The following is a 19,273-nucleotide window of genomic DNA, read 5'->3' as shown; positions in this document are numbered from 1 at the left end:
GGAAGGGGCGGGGCGGCTTTCAGCTCGGGGTGCGGATGACTCATACCCCGACGGTACCCGGAGAGCGCGACAGGGTGATCCACTGCCTGTGCGATTCTCCCTGTAGGGGAAGTGTCCGGCATCGAGGTGTTCCCGGCCACCGCGGCCGGATACAGCGAATTGTTGGAGTGGGCCAGGGGGGCTGGGCACGGTGCGGCGGGCCGGAGCGGAGGGGACCGGCTCCTTCGGGGCGGCCAACTGCGGGGTACAGAAGCCCTCGAGACGCGGAAGCGGAGAGAAGGCCTCTGTGTAGCGGCCGTGCGTGTGTACGGCGCGGCACGGGACGTCGCCCCGTCAGGGTGGGGCGGCCGGGCAACGAGCGTGCAGAGGATCCGTCCCGGCGATCGGCACCGCCTCGAGCACGAGGATGGCTACGTCGTCCTCCATCGGCTCGGTGCTGAAGTCGTGGGTCGCCCGCCTGATCCGTTCGGCTACGGCCTGGGCGCCCAGGCCAAGACACTCGTGCAGGATGCCGGCCAGGCCGTCGTCGTCGTCCAACAGCCGCTTGCCGCAGCGTCGTTCGGTCACGCCATCGGTGACACACAGCAGTGTCTCACCGGGTGCGAGGGCGAAGGTGTCCGCGTGGAACTTGTGGTCCTGGTCTATACCCAGCAGGATCTGGGGGGAAGCCGCCGGAACCACGGAACCGTCGGTGGTCAGCCGAAGCGGTGGAGGGTGACCGGCGCTCGCCAGCCTGCAGCGCGCTCCGCCGGTGGCCGACCAGGGTTCCAACTCTCCGTACAGCAGGCTCAGGAAGCGCGGCATCGCCTGCTCGCCACCAACCGCCGCCGCCTCGGCATCCTCCTCCACCAGCGCCTCGTTGAGCCGGGTGAGCACCGACTCCACACCGTGGCCCTCGCGGGCCAGCAGCCGGACCAGATGGCGGGCCAGGCCGGTGATGGACATGGCCTCCGGGTCGCTGCCGCACACATCGCCGAGCAGGAAGCACCAGCGCCTCTCACCCATCGGGAACAGATCGTAGAAGTCACCGCCCACGGTCAGACCCTCGCCGTGCGGCTCGTAGACGATAGCGGTGTCGACGCAGGGTATCCGGGCCAGGGACGGTGGCAACTGTCGTCGCTGGAGTGCAAGGCTGATGGACGCCTGCCGGGTGTACTGCCGGGCCGTGGCCACGGCCTGGGCCACTCGTCGTGCCATGTCCTCCAGGAGCCACACCACGCTCTCGGTCGGCCGCGCCGCGTCCGTACGGCCGAGCAGCAGCACTCCGTGGTCGTGACCATGGGTGATGAGTGGGAAGGCCAGCGTCGAGCAGGCGGCCGTTTCGACAGCCGACGGGCCGGGCCAGGGGGTGCCGGCGCGGTCGGGTCCGGCCGGCGGAGGACGGCTCTCCAGTGCGACGCGCAGCGCGTCGATCCGGCGCTCGTCGGTGTGCCACACACGGGACAGCCGCAACCTGCCGCTGTCGGTTCTGAGCCACACGGCGCACCAGTCGGCGAGCCGGGGCACCAGCAGCTGGCCCGCGAGTGCGGCGACCATGTGCTCGTCGAGCTGCCCGGCCAGGAGCTCACTGGCTTCCGCGAGGAAGGAGGCGCCACCGTGGTCGACCCACTCGGCGGTGGTCCGGGGGCGGCGCTCCCGCGACCGGGCCGGGGCGAGGGCCTCGGCAAGGCGCAGCTCGCCGCCCAGGGTGCCGACGGGGACGGCGTCCCGCTCGTCCCGGTACGTGGTGGCGTTCAGCCGCAGCCAGACGATCTTGCGGGTGCGCTGGTACGTCACCCCCCAGGACTCGGCCAGCATGCCGATCAACTGGAGTCCCCGGCCGCGGCGCGGTGTGTCCGGCACGCTGTACACCGCGCTGGCCGGATGGTGGTCCGCCACCTCGATGACGACACCCGGATCGTCGGTCTCAATGCGGCACGTGACCTCCACGGGCGTGCCGGCGTGCAAGAAGGCATTGGTGACCAGCTCGTTCACCAGGAGCACGGCGTCCTCGGCGAGCCGGTCACCCGCGGTACGGGGCCCGATGACCGCCGTTGCGGCGGGCGTGGAAAGCGCTGCGCGGATGAAATCGCGCGCCGCGGCGGGAGCGTGCACGCTCCCGGGCAGCGTGATGCGCGAGACGGACTCGTTCCGCTTCTCCGGCACTGGTGACGGCGCTACCACAGGGACAATTTCTCAGGATTTGGGCAATTCGGCCACTTACATGCAATATTATGACAGGCTTGAGTTTCAGCAGTGATCACATAAGAGATGATTAGATGACTTCTGATCCGATTCGAGCTGATTCCGCCCTTGCGGAGGGCGTGGAGAGAGCGTCCGACCCCGCGGCCCGGTGCTCCGGCGAATCTGCACTTCAGCCCGATGCCCCGGCGGGCGAGGAGAAAGTGAGTGCGGCCGGCCTGCGCTCCCTGCTGGCGTCGATGCATGCGTTGTGTGACGGTGATTTCACCGTACGTGCGAATATCGCCGGCGAGGGTCTGGTCGGCGAAATGGCCGGGGTCTTCAATCAGCTCGTGACCCGGGATGCTCACCTGTCCACAGAATTGCAGCGGGTACGGCGCGAGGTACTGCGTCACGGAAGGCTGGACGAGCGGCTCGCGGCGAGTCCCGGCCAGGGGGCGTGGACGACGAGTGTGGATGCGGCGAACCAGCTGGTGGACGCGTTGGCAGGCCCGGTCTCGAACGCCACACGGGTGTTGGACGCGATCGCTGCCGGCGATCTGACACAGCGCGTCGACCTGCATGACGGCAGCCGTGAGCTGCGCGGTGACCTGCGCCGCATGGGCAGCGGTGTGAACCGCACCGTGGACCAGCTGTCGTTGTTCACCGGAGAGCTGACCAGGATCGCCCGTGAGGTCGGCACCGAGGGCCGCCTCGGCGGCCGGGCGAAGGTGCAGGGGCTGTCCGGTGACTGGCGCGATGTGACCGAGGCCGTCAACACCATGGCGTCACGGCTCACGGCTCAGGTGCGGGACATTGCCGTGGTGACCACTGCGGTCGCCCGCGGGGACCTCACCCAGCAGGTGACGGTCGAGGCCACGGGCGAGCTGCTGGAGCTGAAGCTGACCGTGAACACGATGGTCGACCAGCTCCGGGCGTTCGCCGACGAGGTCACGCGGGTGGCCCGTGAGGTCGGCACCGAGGGTGAGCTGGGCGGCCGGGCGCAGGTCCGCGGGGTGTCCGGGGTGTGGAAGGACCTGACGGACAATGTCAACTTCATGGCGTCCAATCTGACCTCGCAGGTGCGCAACATCGCCCAGGTCACCACGGCAGTGGCCAACGGCGACCTCTCGCAGAAGATCACGGTGGACGCCCGCGGCGAGATCCTCCAGCTGAAGAGCACCGTGAACACGATGGTCGACCAACTGTCCGCGTTCGCCGACGAGGTCACGCGGGTGGCCCGTGAGGTCGGCACCGAGGGTGAGCTGGGCGGCCGGGCACACGTCCGCGGGGTGTCCGGGGTGTGGAAGGACCTGACGGACAACGTCAACTTCATGGCGGACAACCTGACCTCGCAGGTGCGCAACATCGCCCAGGTCGCCACCGCCGTCGCCCAGGGTGATCTGTCGAAGAAGATCGACGTCGAGGCCAAGGGCGAGATCCTGGAGCTGAAGTCGACGATCAACACGATGGTGGACCGGCTGTCGGAGTTCGCGGGCGAGGTGACCCGGGTGGCCCGTGAGGTCGGCACCGAAGGGAACCTGGGCGGCCAGGCGCAGGTCCGCGGGGTGTCGGGGGTGTGGAAGGACCTGACGGAGAACGTCAACTTCATGGCCCTGAACCTGACCTCGCAGGTGCGCAACATCGCCCAGGTCACCACCGCGGTGGCCGACGGCGATCTGTCGAAGAAGATCACGGTGGACGCCCGCGGCGAGATCCTGCAGCTGAAGGACACCGTCAACACCATGGTCGAGCAGCTACGGGCGTTCGCCGACGAGGTCACGCGGGTGGCGCGCGAGGTCGGCACCGAGGGACAGCTGGGCGGCCGGGCTCAGGTGCCGGGTGTGTCGGGGGTATGGAAGGACCTGACGGAGAACGTCAACTTCATGGCATACAACCTGACGTCTCAGGTGCGCAACATCGCCCAGGTCGCCACCGCCGTCGCCCAGGGCGATCTGTCGAAGAAGATCGACGTGGACGCCCGGGGCGAGATCCTGGAGCTGAAGACCACCATCAACACGATGGTAGACACCCTCTCCTCGTTCTCCTCCGAGGTGACCCGCGTCGCCCGCGAGGTCGGCAGCGAGGGGCAACTGGGCGGCCAGGCACGGGTCGAGGGGGTGTACGGCACGTGGAAGCGGCTGACCACCAGCGTCAACGAACTCGCCCTGAACCTGACCACGCAGGTGCGGGCCATCGCCGAGGTGGCGTCCGCCGTTGCCCAGGGTGACCTGACCGGTTCGGTCTCGGTCGAGGCACAGGGCGAGGTCGCCGAGCTGAAGAACAACGTCAACTTCATGGTGACCAACCTGCGGGAGACCACGCGCGCGAAGGACTGGCTGGAGTCCAACCTGGCGCGCATCGCCTCCCTCATGCAGGGTCACCGTGACCTGGTCGAGGTCGCAGATCTGATCCTGCGCGAGCTCACTCCGCTGGTCAACGCGCAGTTCGGCGCCTTCTTCCTCGCCGCTCCCGGCGCCCGGCCGGGAGAAGGCCTCAAACTCATCGCCGGATACGGCACCGCCCCGGAGGACGGCCAGCCGCTGCCGGGGTCGGGGACCTGCGGCCGCGGCCTGATAGCCCAGGCGGCCCTGGAACAGAAACGCATCCTCATCAACGACGTCCCGCGGGACTACATCACCATCAACTCCGGGCTGGGTGCCGCCCCTCCGGCAAGCGTCGTCATCCTGCCGATCCTCTATGAGGACCAGGTACTCGGAGTCATTGAGTTGGCGTCGTTCAGTGGGTTCAGCGAGGTTCACCTCGCCTTCATCGACCAGTTCGTCAACACCATCGGTGTCTCCATCAACACCATCATCGCCAACGCACGTACCGAGTCGCTGCTCTCCGAATCCCAGCGGCTCACTACCGAGTTGCGCCAGCGTTCGAACGAACTCCAGCGTTCCAACGCGGCGCTGGAGGAAAAGGCCGCCCTGCTGGCGACGGCTTCGCAGTACAAGTCGGAATTCCTGGCCAACATGTCGCACGAGCTGCGCACGCCCCTCAACTCGCTGCTCATCCTGGCCCGGCTGCTCGCCGACAACCCCGACAACCGGCTGTCCGCCCAGGAGGTGCACTTCGCCACCACCATCCACCGTTCCGGATCCGACCTGCTCCAGCTGATCAACGACATCCTCGACCTGTCGAAGATCGAGGCGGGCCGGATGGACGTACGGCCGCGGACGTTGCCGATGATGAAGCTGCTCGACTATGTCGATGCGACCTTCCGGCCGCTCGCCATCGACCGCGGTCTGTCCTTCGAGATAGCCATCGACGAGGACGTGTCGCGCGAACTGTTCTCCGACGAGCAGCGCGTCCAGCAGATCCTGCGAAATCTGCTCTCCAACGCTCTCAAGTTCACCTCGTCGGGCGGTGTCAAGCTGAAGGTCGAGCAGGCGTCAGGAGTGGAGTTCACCGAGGAGACGCTGCGCGAGGCGCACGCCGTCATCGCGTTCTCCGTGACGGACACCGGGATAGGCATACCCCCGGAGAAACTGTCCGTGATTTTCGAGGCGTTCCAGCAGTCCGACGGCACCACCAGCCGCAAGTACGGCGGCACCGGGCTCGGCCTGTCCATCAGCCGGGAGATCGCCGGAATGCTCGGCGGCCGGATCGTAGCCGAGAGCGAAGTCGGCGTCGGGTCATGCTTCACCCTCTACCTTCCCTTGCGCTACAAGGGTGTCGCCCCCGTGCCCGCCCCTTCCGGCCTCCAGGCCGCCGAAGCCGTCGTACCGACCGCACCCCCCATGCCGGACGGGGCCCTGCCGGACTCCACCGATGACGCGCAGAGCAGCGTGTTCGGCGGCAGGGAGGACCTTGTCAGAGCCGCACGCCGGCACAGCCCCGAGGGCCACGACGACGGCTGGCCGCAGCTCACGCGGCTGGACGACTGGCAGTCCGGACGGGCCCGCCGCGTGCTGGCCGGGCGCTGCATCCTCATCGTCGACGACGACATCCGTAACGTCTTCGCGCTCACCCATGTGCTGGGCCGCGTCGGCATGACGGTCAAGTACGCGGAGAACGGCCGGGAAGGCCTGGAGACCCTGCAAAGCAACCCTGACGTGTCGCTGGTCCTGATGGACGTGATGATGCCGGAGATGGACGGCTACGAGACCATCCGGGCCATCAGGAACACACCACGCCTCGCCTCACTCCCCATCATCGCGCTGACCGCCAAGGCCATGCCGGGCGACCGCGAGAAGGCGCTGGACAGCGGTGCCGACGACTACGTACCCAAGCCCGTGGACGTCGACGATCTGCTGTCCTCCATCTGCGGCCTGCTCGATCCGGCCGGCCGGGCGGACACCACCGAGGAAGGGACGGAGACGGACGGCGGGAGTGCAGACACCGCCGGCAATGGCGAGGACACAGGCTCATCAGGAGGCAAGGGCACAGGCTCATCGGAACAGGGGACGGCATGAGCTCCGGCGCGTCCGACAAAGGCGGCATCCTGATCGTCGACGACATGGAGGAGAACCTGGTCGCGCTGGAGGCCGTCCTGGGCCCGCTCGACCAGCAGATCACGCGGGCCCGCTCCGGCGAAGAAGCGTTGAAGGCGATGCTGCGGCAGAACTTCGCCGTCGTCCTGCTCGATGTCCTGATGCCAGGCATGGACGGCTTTGAGACCGCAGCGAACATCAAGCGCCTCGACCAGACCAAGGACGTCCCCATCATCCTGCTGACGGGAACCGATGCCGACTCCGACTTCGCCTACCGGGGATACGCGATCGGCGTCGCCGACTTCCTGACCAAACCCATCGACCCCTGGGTGTTGCGCACGAAGGTCGATGTCTTCCTGGAACTCCACCGCAAGAACCGCCGTCTCGCCCAGCAGGCAGGGGAACTGCGGCGGCTGTGGACCGACTCGGCACCGTCCGAAGACCGCCTCGGGCAGGCCGCTGAGCTGCTCAACAGAACCGAAGTGCTGCTGCGTCGCTGCGCGGACGCCGACGCCGCCGGGCTCGCCGTCCGGGTTGCCGAGATCGAGCGCGCCGTCCGAAGCCTGCAGGGCCGGTGACTGGGGCTGGGGCCGGCCCGGGACGAGCTGTGCCTCGCTGCGCAGCAGGAACCCGTCCCGCAGAACCCGTAACGCCCTTTGACGGCCACGGGGGCAAGCCGAGGGGGCCGAGACAGGGGACCGCAACGGTGTCATGGGCGCAGGAGAGGGCCACGTTCACCGCGTCGGGCGAGGGCACAGTCGAGCGTGGGACGGCCCGGAACCGTGATCTTCCCGGCCGCCCATGCGGTGAACCGGGGGTGCGGATGCGCCGGGGAGGGTGCTGCTGGTGACGACGGTGACGACCGGGCTCCCGATGACCGGGCCCATGGTCCAGTAGCCCATCGCGGTGGCTCGGCCGAGCTGTGGAGAGAAGTCCCGGATCAGTGCCGGGGTGGCCACCAGCACAATCATGCGGCGGCTCCTGGGGTCGGGCTCGGGGCCCGGTGCGGTGGGTGCGGACAGTGCACGCCCTGCGGTGCGGCGGGCACGAGCACTGTTCGGCTGGGTGGACCGGACTCCGGGGTCTCTGTGTCCGGACGGGGAAGTTGTGCGCAGAGGCTAGTACCGTCCGGTCGGCATGACCTGGGGGTGTGCCCGGGGATACCGAAACGTGCCCTTGCCCCTGGGGAGGTGTAGGGGCACGGCCGAGGGCTGGTTCGGCAGATGCTCACCGAGCGGGTGCCGGAATCCGCCCTGGAATGCGAGACGACCGCTCGAAGGCCGCGTCCCTCAACAGGAGTGGAAGACCTTCGAATGGTGAATGCCGACGGGCCCTTGCGACGCGTCTGCTGAAGAGTCGGCTTCTCGCGCCCGCGGTGACCATCTCATCCTCCGGCATCACCCACTCGTAGGGCGCGTTTGGGTCCACCCACAGGCGAGTGACCTTCTGCCACGCCGGAGGGCGGTCTGTGAACTGGGCGGCGGTTCTGTGTAATTGTGAGCCCGGACTTTGCTTGCCCTTGCGATGTCCGCTTGGCTGATCGAACCCAACCTTCACCTGCGGACCGTGGGAGGGCCGGCATGCTGAGGACCGTCCGAGAGCAGGCAGCGGGTCTCACCAAGGACCAGCGCAATGCCTTCGTCGCCGCCTACTTGGGCTGGGCGATGGACGCCTTCGACTACTTCCTGGTGGTACTCGTCTACAGCGAGATAGCCGACGACTTCCATGTCTCCCTCACCGACATGGCCTTCCTCACGACTGCCACCTTGGTCATGCGGCCGGTCGGTGCCTTGCTTTTCGGTGTGTGGGCGGACCGCCGGGGTCGCCGTCTCCCGCTCATGACCGACGTGCTCTTCTACTCGGTGGTCGGGTTCGCCTGCGCCTTCGCGCCGAACTACACCGTGCTGCTGGTGCTGCGCCTGCTGTACGGCATTGGAATGGGCGGCGAGTGGGGCCTGGGCGCGGCGCTGGCCATGGAGAAGATCCCCGCTGCCAGGCGCGGCTTCTGGTCGGGCTTGCTGCAGAGCGGCTACTCGTTGGGCTACCTCCTCGCCGCGGTGGCATTCTTCGTCATCGAGCCTGCCTTCGGGTGGCGTGGGCTGTTCGCTTTCAGCCTGGTGCCCGCGCTGGTCGCGCTGTGGGTGCGCACCCGGGTGGGGGAGAGCGAGGTGTGGGAGAAGAGCGTCCGGCTCAACCGCACCCCCGCCTACCAGGTGTTCAAGAACCCGACGGTGCTGCGGCGCTTCGTGTACCTGGTGGCGCTGATGACCGCCTTCAACTGGATGTCGCACGGCACCCAGGACATCTACCCGACCTTCGTGAAGAAGGGTCTGGGGCTGACCGCGGACACGTCGATCGCCATCGCTGTGGTCTACAACCTCGGGGCCATCATCGGAGGCGTGCTGCTCGGCGCCTACTCCGAGAGGCTGGGCCGCCGTCGTACGATCATGATCGCCGCGGCTGCGGGGCTGGTCGTGGTGCCCTTCTTCGTGCTGTCCACCACTGTGGGCTGGCTGATGGTCTCTTCCTTCCTGATGCAGGTGTGTGTACAGGGAGCCTGGGGCGTCATCCCGGCGCACCTGACCGAGGTGAGCCCGGATGCGATCCGGGGCTTCTACCCGGGCGTCACCTACCAGCTCGGCAACCTGATCGCGGCCCTCAACCTGCCGGTCCAGGAGTCACTCGCCGGGCATCACGGTTATCCGGCGGCGATGGCGTGGACCGTAGCTCCCGCCTTGGCCATGGTCATCGTGCTGAGCGCTGTCGGTAAGGAGGCCAAGGGCGTTCGGTTCGGCAGCATGGGCACGCAGGCCCCGAGCGCCGCAGCGACCGACACTGTGTAGCCCTGGCACTGCCGTAGCGGCGCGTTGCCGACCCCGATGATGCGACAGCCATCAGGCGAACGTCAGCCACGACGCGTGCCGGATTACGGGATCGGTCACTACGCTGAGGGTTGCCTCAACGGAGGTTGGCGGATACGAACCGGGACAATGCCAACCGTCAGGTGCGTCTGTCGTTCCTCGGGTAGTTTCGAGGCGGTCACTCGTGCGACGCCACCGCTGAGAACAACCGCAGCCGCACCGGATCGCTCAGCGTCTTGAACACGCGGGCGGTCTTCTCTGCCTCCTCCGCCGTCAACGGGCGTGACGCCACGGGCGGGCGGCAGGGCGCCACAGCCTCGGCCGCCTCCGGCTCGAGCGGCGGCAGTACGGGCGGTGCGCCGGGCTGCGGGGACGTAACACGGCGGCATCGCGGCAGGCGTCAGTCAGTCGGCCGTCGAGCCGAGTGCTCCGATCCAGTCGCGTACCGCCGCGGCCGTCGTGCGCGCGTCTTCCTCGAGCATGCTCAGATGGCTGCCGGGGACGTCCGCCGTGTCATGGGCACCCGGCCAGACGGACCGCCACCGCTCCGGCATGTCCGGCAACGGCTGTGTGGCCCGTACGAACAGGATGGGCACGCCCGTCGGCTGTGGCCGCCAGCCGCGGAACATCCGGGTGTACGCGCCCAGCGACAGCAGCGTCAGGTCGTCCACCGCGCCGTCGAACCGCTCGCCCATGGCCAGAGGCATCCGCGCGGGCAGGGCCAGCAACCAGGGTTCGGCTTCCCGGGCCGGCGTGATGTGGTAGGTGTCCACCAGAACAAGCCCGGCCGGCGGATCGCCGTCGGCCGCCAGCCGTTCGGTGACCGCGTGCGCCACCGTACCGCCCATGGAGTGGCCCACGACGACGTACGGGCGGCCGCCAAGGTGACGCCGCACCGTGGCCGCGTGCAGCCCGGCCAGTGTCTCCAGATCCCTGGCCACGGCGTCCCCGTCGTCGACACCGGGGTGCCGCAGCTCGAACACGTCCCGCTCACCGTCGAAGCAGGCGGCGAGCCCCGCGTGCCAGGGCCGCCCCAGGTTGGGGGCGAAGCCCGGGACACAGACGAGCGCCGGGCCGCCCGCGCCGGTGGCCGGGCGCAGCGGCGGCAGCTCGTGCCGGCCGGCGTCGTCGCTGCCGAAGGAGGGCGCACCGAGGGAGGCGGTCACCAGCAGGTGCATGGCCGAGACCACCTCGCCCGTCTCGCAGACCTTCCGGTAGAGGGTCGGCAGGGACTGACCGGCGCGAGGGTCGCGCGTAGCGCGCCGGGCGGGCGAGGGGAATGGGCGCGGGGCCTGTGAAGTGGCTGCACTCGCCACAGCCGGTGCCGGAGGCGCAACGAGCGGCGAGGAGGCGGGGCCGCCGATGGGCTGTGCCGCGGCGGGCACGTCCCTGTCCGGCCCGTCCGGCGCCCGTTCGGGGAGGGCATCGCTCAACTCCTCGTACACATGGGCGGCGAGCTCCTCCACGCTCGGCCTGTCGTACACGACGGTGGCCGCCAGTGGCACCCCGGCCAGCAGGCTCACCCGGTTGCGCAGCAGCACGCTCATCAGCGAGTCGAGGCCTAGTTCGAGAAAGCCGCGGTCGACGGCGCTCGCGTCCGTGTGACCGAGCACCACGGCGGCCTCGGCGCGGATCAGCTCCTGAAGCGTCGTCATCCGCTCGGAGACGGGCAGACCAGCCAGCCGGTCACGCCAGGCGCCCTCGGTTCCGCCCGGGGCGTCGTCCCCGGCCGGATCGGACGACGCCGTGGGCCGGGCCGGACGCAGTAGCCCGCGCAGCGGCGGTGGTACGGGTGTTCCGGCGGCGAGCGCTCCGGGCGTACGGTCCAGCGGCAGCGGCGCCAGAACCGGCTCGGCGCCGGCCAGCGCGGCGTCGAAGAACGCCAGGGCCTGTTCCGGGGAGACCGGGCGTACCGCACCGCCGTGGACCCGGCCGGTGCGGGCCGCCATGCCGTCCGCGTCGGCCCACGGTCCCCAGAGCAGCGACAGGGCGGGCAGGCCGAGCGCGGCGCGGTGCGCGGCGAGCGCGTCCAGGAAGGAGTTCGCCGCGGCGTAGTTGGCCTGGCCTGGGTTGCCCAGCAGACCGGCTGCCGAGGAGAACAGGACGAAGTGCGTCAGGGGCAGGTCCTTCGTCAGCTCGTGGAGGTGCCAGGCCGCGTCGACCTTCGGCCTCAGGACGGCGGCCAGTCGTTCGGGCGTCAGCGCCTCCAGCACACCGTCGTCCAGGACTCCGGCCGTGTGCACCACGGCGGTGAGGTCGGGCCCGAACTCCTTGATCAGCTCCTTCAGTTGGGTGCGCTCGGCGGTGTCGCAGGCCACCAGGTCCACCTGTGCGCCCGTCCGCTCCAGTTCGGCCCGCAGGGCCGGCGCACCGGGCGCCCCCGGTCCACGCCTGCTGACGAGCAGCAGACGCCGCACCCCGTGCCGGCCGACCAGGTGCCGGGCCAGCAGTGCGCCCAGGGACCCGGTGCCCCCGGTGATCAGGACGGCGCCCCGGCCGAACGACGCCCCGGCTGCGGGCGGGTCGGCGGCCGTCAGCCGCGGGACGCCGAAACGGCCCTCACGGATGGACAGTTGCGGTTCGCCCGTGGCCACGGCAGCGGGCACCAGCCGCAGCGACTCGGGGCTGCCGTTCACGTCCACGAGTGTGAGGCGCCCGGGATACTCCGCCTGTGCGGTCCGCAGCAGTCCCCAGACCGTGGCCGCGGGCAGGTCCGGTGCCTCGTCGGCGGCACCCCGCGTCACCACTACCAGCCGTCCGGAGCCGGTGAGTCGCGTCCGCGCCAGTTCCAAGGCCCGCAGCGCGAGCGCCTGCGCAGCGGCGGCGGGGTCCTCGCCCTCGGGGGCGCCGGTGGACAGGGAGGCTACGACGACATCCGGTTCGTCTGCCGCCCGGGCCGCCACGCCGACCTCCGGTACGTCCTCGGCGCGGGACGCCGCCCCCGTGCCCGCCACACCCTCCGGTGAGAGCACCCCGGCCAGGCCCAGGTCGTCGGGGTCCGTCACCGACAGGCGGGTTGCTTGCGCCGGGACCGGCAGACCCGTCCAGCGCAGCCGGTACAGGTCTCTGACCGGTGCGGCGCCCGTGTGCGGGACCGGGCGCGTGGTCAGCGATTCCAGAAGGGCAACCGGCGCACCGGAGGGTGTGGCGAGGTCCACGCCGACCGTGTCGGGACCGGCCGTCCTGATCCGTACGCGCAACTCCGTGGCCCCGCCGGCGTACAACGCCATCCCTCGCCAGGCGAACGGCATCCGGACCTGGCCGTCGGGCGGGTCGATGAGCAGCGCGGCGTGCAGGGCGGCGTCGAGCAGCGCCGGATGGATGGCGTGGCGCCGGGCCTCCGCCCCCGGCACCGGGCCGACCTCGGCGAACAGTTCCTCGCCGCGCCGCCAGAGGGCCTTGACGCCCCGGAACGTCGGCCCGTACGCATGGCCGGCGGCGGCCAGCCGCTCGTAGGCGCCGGTGAGATCGACGGCCGTGGCGTCCGGCGGCGGCCATGCGGCCGGCGCGGCCGCCGCTTGGTCCCGGGTCTCGACGGCGGGGCCGAGCCGCCCGCTCGCGTGGTGGGTCCAGGCGCCGAGTGCGCCGGAGTCCTCAGGCCGACTGTACACGTCAGCGGTACGGCGACCGGTGCCGTCCGGTTCTCCCACGACCACCTGGACCTGGATCCGGTCCCGGTCGGCGGCGGGCAGCGGCAGCGGGGCCAGGAGGACGAGGTCCTCCAGTACGTCGAGACCGCACGCGTCGCCTGCTTGCAGCACCATGTCCGCGAACGCGGCGCCGGGCACGAGAGTGTGTCCGGCGACGACATGGTCACGCAGCCACGGCTGGGCCGCACCGGACAGCAGCCCACCGCACAGCAGGCGGTCCGTGCCCGGCACGGTGGTCGACTGGGTGAGCACCGGGTGGCCGTGAGCGGCGCCGGCGTCGGTGGTGGTGCCGGGCAGCCAGTAGCGCTGCCGTTGGAAGGGGTAGGTCGGCAGGGCGACGTGGCGGGCGCCGCTGTCCGCGTACACGCGCCGCCAGTCCACCGGCAGGCCGTGAACATGGAGCCGGCCCAGCGCGGCGAACAGCGTCCGCGGCTCGGGCCCGGCGGCGGGGCGGCGGGCGATGGCCGTGCACAGGAGGCCGTCGCCGGAGCCGGCGAGGTTCGTCATGGTCTGGGCCGTGAGCTGTGTATCCGGACCGATCTCGGCGAAGGCCGTCACCCGGCCCTCGTCCGCCAGCCACCGCACGGTGTCCCCGAAGCGCACGGATTCCCGGGCGTGCCGTACCCAGTAGTGGGCGCAGAGCAGCTCATCGGTGGTAGCCGGTCGGCCGGTCAGGCCCGAGAGCACCGGTATGCGAGGCGTGTGGTAGGTCAACTCTCCTGCGACACGGCCGAATTCGGCGAGCATGGGCTCCATCAGCGCGGAGTGGAAGGCGTGGCTGACCCGAAGTCGGGTGGTACGGCGTCCGCACGCGGCGAACTCATGCGCGAGCGCGAGGACGGGCTCTTCTGCGCCGGAGACGACGACCGCGCGCGGGCCGTTCACGGCCGCGATCCCGACGCCGTCGGTGAGCCTGCGTGCCACCTCCGCCTCGGTGGCGTCCAGCGCCACCATTGCGCCGCCCCCGGGCAGCTCCCGCATCAACCGTCCCCGGGCGGCGACCAGGTGCACGGCGTCCTGCTCGGACAAGATGCCCGCCGCGTGAGCCGCGGCCAGTTCGCCGACGGAGTGCCCGGCCAGGAAGTCCGGCCGCACACCCCAGGACTCCAGCAGCCGGAACGCGGCCACTTCGAAGACGAACAGCGCGGCCTGGGCGAAGTCCGTACGATCCAGCAAGCGGCCCTCGTCGGCTTCCCAGAGCACCGGGCGCAGCGGGCGGTCCAGATGGGCGTCGAAGCGCTCGCACAGGGCGTCGAAGGCGGCGGCGAAGACCGGGAAGGCCACGTACAACTCCCGGCCCATACCCGTGTGTTGGGCACCCTGGCCGGTGAACAGCAGGGTGAGTCGGCCGGCGGCGCCCGCGTGCGGCCCGGCTGACTCGGCCAGGGCGTCCAGGGCACTCAGCAGGCTCGCGCGGTCGTCGGCGGCGAGCGCGGACCGGTGGGGGAGTGCGGCCCGGGCGGTGGCGTGGGTGAACGCCACGTCGAGCGGGTCGAGTCCGGGACGCTCGCGCAGGGCGGCGGCGGTCCGTTCGGCCTGAGCGCGCAAGGCGGCCGGGCTCGCGCCGGAAAGCAGCAGCGGAGGTGTGGCCGCCCGGCCACGGCGCGTCTGCACGGCGGCCCGCGCCGGCTCGGGCTCCTCCAGGATCACGTGCGCATTGGTTCCGCCGATCCCGAACGCCGACACGGCGGCCCGGCGGGGACGCCCGGCCTCCGGCCGCCACTCCTCCTGTCCGGTCAGCAGCCGTACGCTGCCCGACGACCAGTCCACCCGGGGCGACGGCTCGTCTGCGTGCAGGGTGCGCGGGAGGATGCCGTGCCGCATCGCCAGGACCGTCTTGATGACGCCGCCGACTCCGGCCGCGGCCTGCGTGTGACCGAGGTTGGACTTCAACGAGCCCAGCCACAGGGGGCGTTGGGCGGGCCGGTCCGGACCGTATGCGGCCAGCAGCGCCTGTGCCTCGATCGGGTCCCCGAGCGCGGTGCCGGTGCCGTGGGCCTCGACGGCGTCGACATCCGCCGGGGACAGCCCCGCGTCGGCGAGTGCCGCCCGGATCACCCGTTGCTGAGCGGGCCCGTTGGGCGCGGTCAGACCGTTGGAGGCGCCGTCGGAGTTGACAGCCGAACCGCGCAGGACGGCCAGCACGGGATGCCCGTTGCGCCGTGCGTCGGACAGCCGCTCCAGCAGTACCAGGCCGACGCCCTCGCCCCAGGCGGTGCCGTCCGCTGCCGCGGAGAACGGCTTGCACCGGCCGTCCGGGGCCAGTCCGCGCAACCTGCTGAACGCCAGGAACGGCGCGGGCGTGGCCATCACGGTCACCCCGCCGGCGACGGCCAGCGAACACTCGCCGCCGCGCAGGGCCCGCGCGGCCGAGTGGATCGCCACCAGCGAGGACGAGCACGCCGTGTCCACGGTCACGGCCGGCCCGCGCAGGCCCAGGGTGTACGCGATCCGGCCGGAGGCCACGCTGCCCGCCGATCCGAGGGCGAGATGGGCCTCCAGCTCGTGCCCCGCCTGGTGCAGCAGACGCCCCGCGTAGTCGCTGTGCATGACACCGACGAACACACCGGTGTCGCTGTCGCGCAGCCCCGACGGGTCGAGGCCCGCCCGCTCCAGGAGCTCCCAGCCGGTCTCCAGCAGCAACCGCTGCTGAGGATCGGTGGCCAGTGCCTCACGGGGCGACATGCCGAAGAACGCGGCGTCGAATTCGGCGGCCCGGTGCAGGAAGCCGCCCCGGCGGGTGACGGAGGTGCCGGGACTGTCGGGATCGGGGTCGTACAGCCCGGCCACGTCCCAGCCGCGGTCCGCGGGGAAGTCGGAGGTCGCGTCGATGCCGTCCGCGAGTAGCCGCCACAGATCCTCCGGGGACTCCACGCCGCCCGGATATCTGCAGGCCATGGATACGACGGCGATCGGCTCCCCGGGCTCGGTGCCCGTTCCGCCGCTGGACGTGCCGGTCGCCACGGCGCGGTGTTCGCCGCGCAGCGCGTCGTGCACGAGTCGTGCCACGGCGGCGGGTGTGGGGTGGTCGAACACGAGCGTCGCGGGCAGATCGAGACCGGCCGCGGTGCCCAGCCGGTCGCGCAGCAGCACACCGCCGAGCGAGGTGAGCCCGAGCGCGGTGAACGGCCGGTCGGGATCCAGGTCCTGCGCGGGCACGTCGGCTGTCCGCGCCGTGTGCTCGAGCACCAGGTCGAGGACGGCGTCGGGCACCGCCGACAGCCGCGCGCGGAGTTCGGCCGAGGCGGTCTGCCGCTCCGCCGCGAGCCGCTGCGCCAGCTGCTCGGCGAGCGCCGCCCGGACGATCTTGCCGGAGGGGGTGCGGGGTACGGACTCGGTCTCGTAGACCTCGTCCGGCACCTTGAACCCGGACAGCCGCTCCCGGCAGACCTCGAGCGCCCGCGCCGTGTCGATGCCATCGGGTCCCGGGACGACGAAGGCGACCGGTACCTCGCCCAGGACGTCGTGCGGTCTGCCGACCACGGCAGCGTCAGTGATGTCCGGGCAGAGGAGCAACGCCTGCTCCACCTCGGACGGGTTGACGTTCTGACCGCCCCGGATGATCAGCTCCTTGACCCGGCCGGTGACGCGGAGAGAGCCGTGCGGCAGGCGTCGGCCGAGGTCTCCGGTGCGGTACCAGCCGTCGGTGAACACCTCGGCCGTGGCGTCGGGACGGTTGTGGTAGCCGGTCATCAGGCTGGGACCGCGGACCCAGATCTCCCCCTCGTCCCCGTCGCCGAGCTCGGCACTGGTGTGCGGGTCGGCCAGCCGGACGGTGAGCCCCTCCAGCGGAGGACCGCTGGAGTCGTCGTCGCGGGGCCCGTCGAGCCGGTTGACGGCGATCTTGCCGCAGGTCTCGGTGGAGCCGTAGCCGTCGAGCAGCGGGGCGGCGAGTACGCCGGCGACCTCGGCCTTCAGCTCGGGAGGACAGGGTGCGCCCGCTGTGACGCACACCCGCAGGGAGGAGGGCACGGCGGCCGGTGTCCGTCGCAGCGAGTCCAGCAACAGACGGTAGGTGGCCGGGACCCCGGCCACCATGGTGAACGGCTCGGTGGTGAGCGCCTCGGTGACGTTCCCGCCCCGCTCCAGCAGATAGGCGCTGGCACCGACCGAGACCACCCCGAGCAGGCACAGCGAGTGGGCGTAGCAGTGGAACATCGGCAGGGGCCACAGCAGCCGGTCACTCTCCGCCAGCCCGTATGCCGGCACGTAGGCCGCCGCCACCGACCAGAGCGCGGAGCGCTGTGTGGAGACGACGCCCTTGCTCTCCCCGGTGGTGCCCGAGGTGTACAGGATCCAGGCGGGGTCGTCGAGGCCGAGGTCGTCGCGGGGTGGGCGGCCCGGATCCGTGCCGACCAGGTCCTCGAACCCGAGCGCATGGTGCGGCACGCCGCCCTGGCCGACGGCGACCACTCGCGTCCCGGGCCGGGTGGATGCCAGCGGGGTGACGCGTGGCAGCAGTTCCTCCTCGGTGAGGACGACGGTCGCGCCGCTGTCGTCAAGGAAGTGGGCCAACTCCGCGTCGGAAGCACCGGGGTTGAGCATCACGCCTACCGCCGCGGCGCGAAGGACGCCGAGACATGCCTCCACCAGCTCCACGCGATTGCCGAGGGCGAGGGCGACGCGGTCCCCGCGCCGAACCCCGAGCCGTGCGAGATGCCCGGCCAGCCGGCCCGTGCGTTCTTCGAGCTCCCGGTAGGTGACGGACCGACGGGCATCGCGGTAGGCGGTCTTGCCTCCCAGCCGGGCCGAGTGCCTCCGCAACGTGCCGGGCAGCGCACGCACCAACTCGCCCTGGAACTCAGGCATCCCCACCCCTTTGACAACGTTGGTCAGGCAAACAGTACGTCGGTCGACCGCACGCACAACGGGGCGCGCCCTGGGCGTACCACGTGCTCGGTCAGGTAGGTCCACGGATGTGCTGTGCGGTTCTTTCCGGCTGCGTCGTCTCCGTCCAGGGAGCGCCGTCCGGCTCCTGGAGCAACCCCGCCTGCCCCAGCCTGAGCGGCTGCGCCTTCTCCCACGGTTCCGTCGCACTGCGCGACTGCGGCACTACCACGTCCTGGAGCGACATCACCGTTCGCACGGCGGCCGCCGTCACGGGTCCGGGCACCACCGGCAAGTGCCTCGACATCGACAAGAACGCCACGGCTGACTTCAGCAAGGTCCAGCTCTACGACTGCAACGGGCTGTCCACCCAGGTGTGGCACCTGCCCTGACCTGCCGGCGCGGACGAACGCAGGGGCGGGCCCTGCACCACGCCCGCCCCTGCGCACCACACGGCAGGAGAGGCAGCGGGCAATCCTCGACAGGTTGGCCGCTGCCGCCGGGCGTGCCGGTGGCAGCGGGGTTGCCTCAACGGAGGTTGGCGGATACGAACAGGGATAATCCCAACCGTCAGGTACGGCTGAGCTTCCTCAGTTGATGCATGTTCCGGAACTGTAGGGTCGAATCCCGACCGCGCCCAATGCCCCTTGGCCTGCCCGGGATCACCCCGTGAGCTGCATCTTCCTGGCTCAGGTCGGGTGCCGGGCTTTGGACGTGCGGCCTCTTCGCCCCGAAGTGACTTGAGCAGGCGCTCGACCTTGGGCCAGGGCACTGCTCACCTGCGGCGACGGTCCATGTGCATCCGTGGGTGTCCACCGCTGTGCGCGGGCGTTGTCACGCAGTTGGACACTCACCCCACAGTTCCTGAGGGGCCGGTAACTGCCCCAGAGATCTGGCGCGCCAACTCCTCAACGACCTGGGCCACGACGCGTTGGGCGCCCTCGTCTTGCAGCGCTTCGGCCAATGCCTGATGGACCGCTGCGAACGGCTGTCCCGCATGTGAGGCGCGGGTCCGGGTAACCGCCCGCTCGATCTTTGCGAGGTGGGCTGCCACGATCGGCATTGCCTTGTCGTACTCGCTCGGGTCCACGGCCATGGGTCAAGCCGATCAGCGCCTACCGATCGAGTCAAGGCAGGCACCGAGCCATCAGCTTGGGAAGCGACGGCGCTTGGGGAGTTGGACAGAGTCTGACCTGGGCTTGTGCGCTCTGGCGTGGAGTGCGAGGGCGCGTGATCGCACCGCTGTTGACCGTGGTTTACCGGTCTTATGGGCACGCTATGCGCACGCTGTCGGCTCGGAGGTGCGAGCGCTCCTCCGGGTGGCTGAAAGGCAGGA

7 protein-coding genes and 1 pseudogene are annotated in these 19,273 nt (G+C 70.6%); 4 read left to right on the top strand and 4 right to left on the bottom strand.

From position 1 onward, the window contains the following. Positions 1-333 precede the first annotated feature (333 nt). Entirely contained in the window at positions 334-2,145 is a 1,812-nt protein-coding gene (locus tag ACWGJ5_RS28620) for a SpoIIE family protein phosphatase (RefSeq protein ID WP_453312527.1), read from the bottom strand. Positions 2,146-2,420: 275 nt separating this feature from the next. On the opposite strand from ACWGJ5_RS28620, the gene ACWGJ5_RS28615 reads away from it, so the two are divergent. Both ACWGJ5_RS28615 and ACWGJ5_RS28610 read left to right on the top strand, forming a co-directional pair. Continuing rightward, positions 2,421-6,581, top strand: a complete 4,161-nt coding sequence (locus tag ACWGJ5_RS28615) for a HAMP domain-containing protein (RefSeq protein WP_453312538.1) — start codon at positions 2,421-2,423, stop codon at positions 6,579-6,581. Continuing rightward, the gene (locus tag ACWGJ5_RS28610; protein ID WP_453312526.1) at positions 6,578-7,177 is read left to right on the top strand and encodes a response regulator; all 600 of its coding nucleotides are present in this window, start codon (positions 6,578-6,580) and stop codon (positions 7,175-7,177) included. Before ACWGJ5_RS28615 ends, ACWGJ5_RS28610 begins: the two co-directional genes overlap by 4 nt. 156 nt (positions 7,178-7,333) lie before the next feature. On the opposite strand, the gene ACWGJ5_RS28605 is transcribed toward ACWGJ5_RS28610, so the two are convergent. Further along, the gene (locus tag ACWGJ5_RS28605) at positions 7,334-7,570 is read right to left on the bottom strand and encodes a hypothetical protein (protein WP_453312525.1); all 237 of its coding nucleotides are present in this window, start codon (positions 7,568-7,570) and stop codon (positions 7,334-7,336) included. 609 nt (positions 7,571-8,179) lie between these two features. Here ACWGJ5_RS28605 and ACWGJ5_RS28600 point away from each other — a divergent pair. Further along, a complete protein-coding gene (locus ACWGJ5_RS28600; protein WP_453312524.1) occupies positions 8,180-9,442 on the top strand; it encodes an MFS transporter in 1,263 nt (420 codons plus the stop codon). Positions 9,443-9,641: 199 nt separating this feature from the next. Here the strand turns inward: ACWGJ5_RS28600 and ACWGJ5_RS28595 are convergent. Both ACWGJ5_RS28595 and ACWGJ5_RS28590 read right to left on the bottom strand, forming a co-directional pair. Then, positions 9,642-9,857 (bottom strand): annotated as a pseudogene (locus tag ACWGJ5_RS28595) (hypothetical protein); the annotation flags it as partial. Positions 9,858-9,864: 7 nt separating this feature from the next. Beyond that, positions 9,865-17,919, bottom strand: a complete 8,055-nt coding sequence (locus tag ACWGJ5_RS28590) for an alpha/beta fold hydrolase (protein ID WP_453312523.1) — start codon at positions 17,917-17,919, stop codon at positions 9,865-9,867. Between the two features lie 107 nt (positions 17,920-18,026). Between ACWGJ5_RS28590 and ACWGJ5_RS28585 the strand changes: the two genes are divergently transcribed. Continuing rightward, positions 18,027-18,329: a hypothetical protein gene (locus ACWGJ5_RS28585; RefSeq protein WP_453312522.1), complete on the top strand. Its 303-nt coding sequence runs from the start codon at positions 18,027-18,029 to the stop codon at positions 18,327-18,329. Positions 18,330-19,273: the final 944 nt, after the last annotated feature.

The sequence above is a fragment of the Streptomyces sp. NPDC054783 genome (assembly GCF_053611725.1).
Note: the sequence above shows the minus strand (reverse complement) of the source record. Positions and strands in the feature narration are given on the sequence as shown.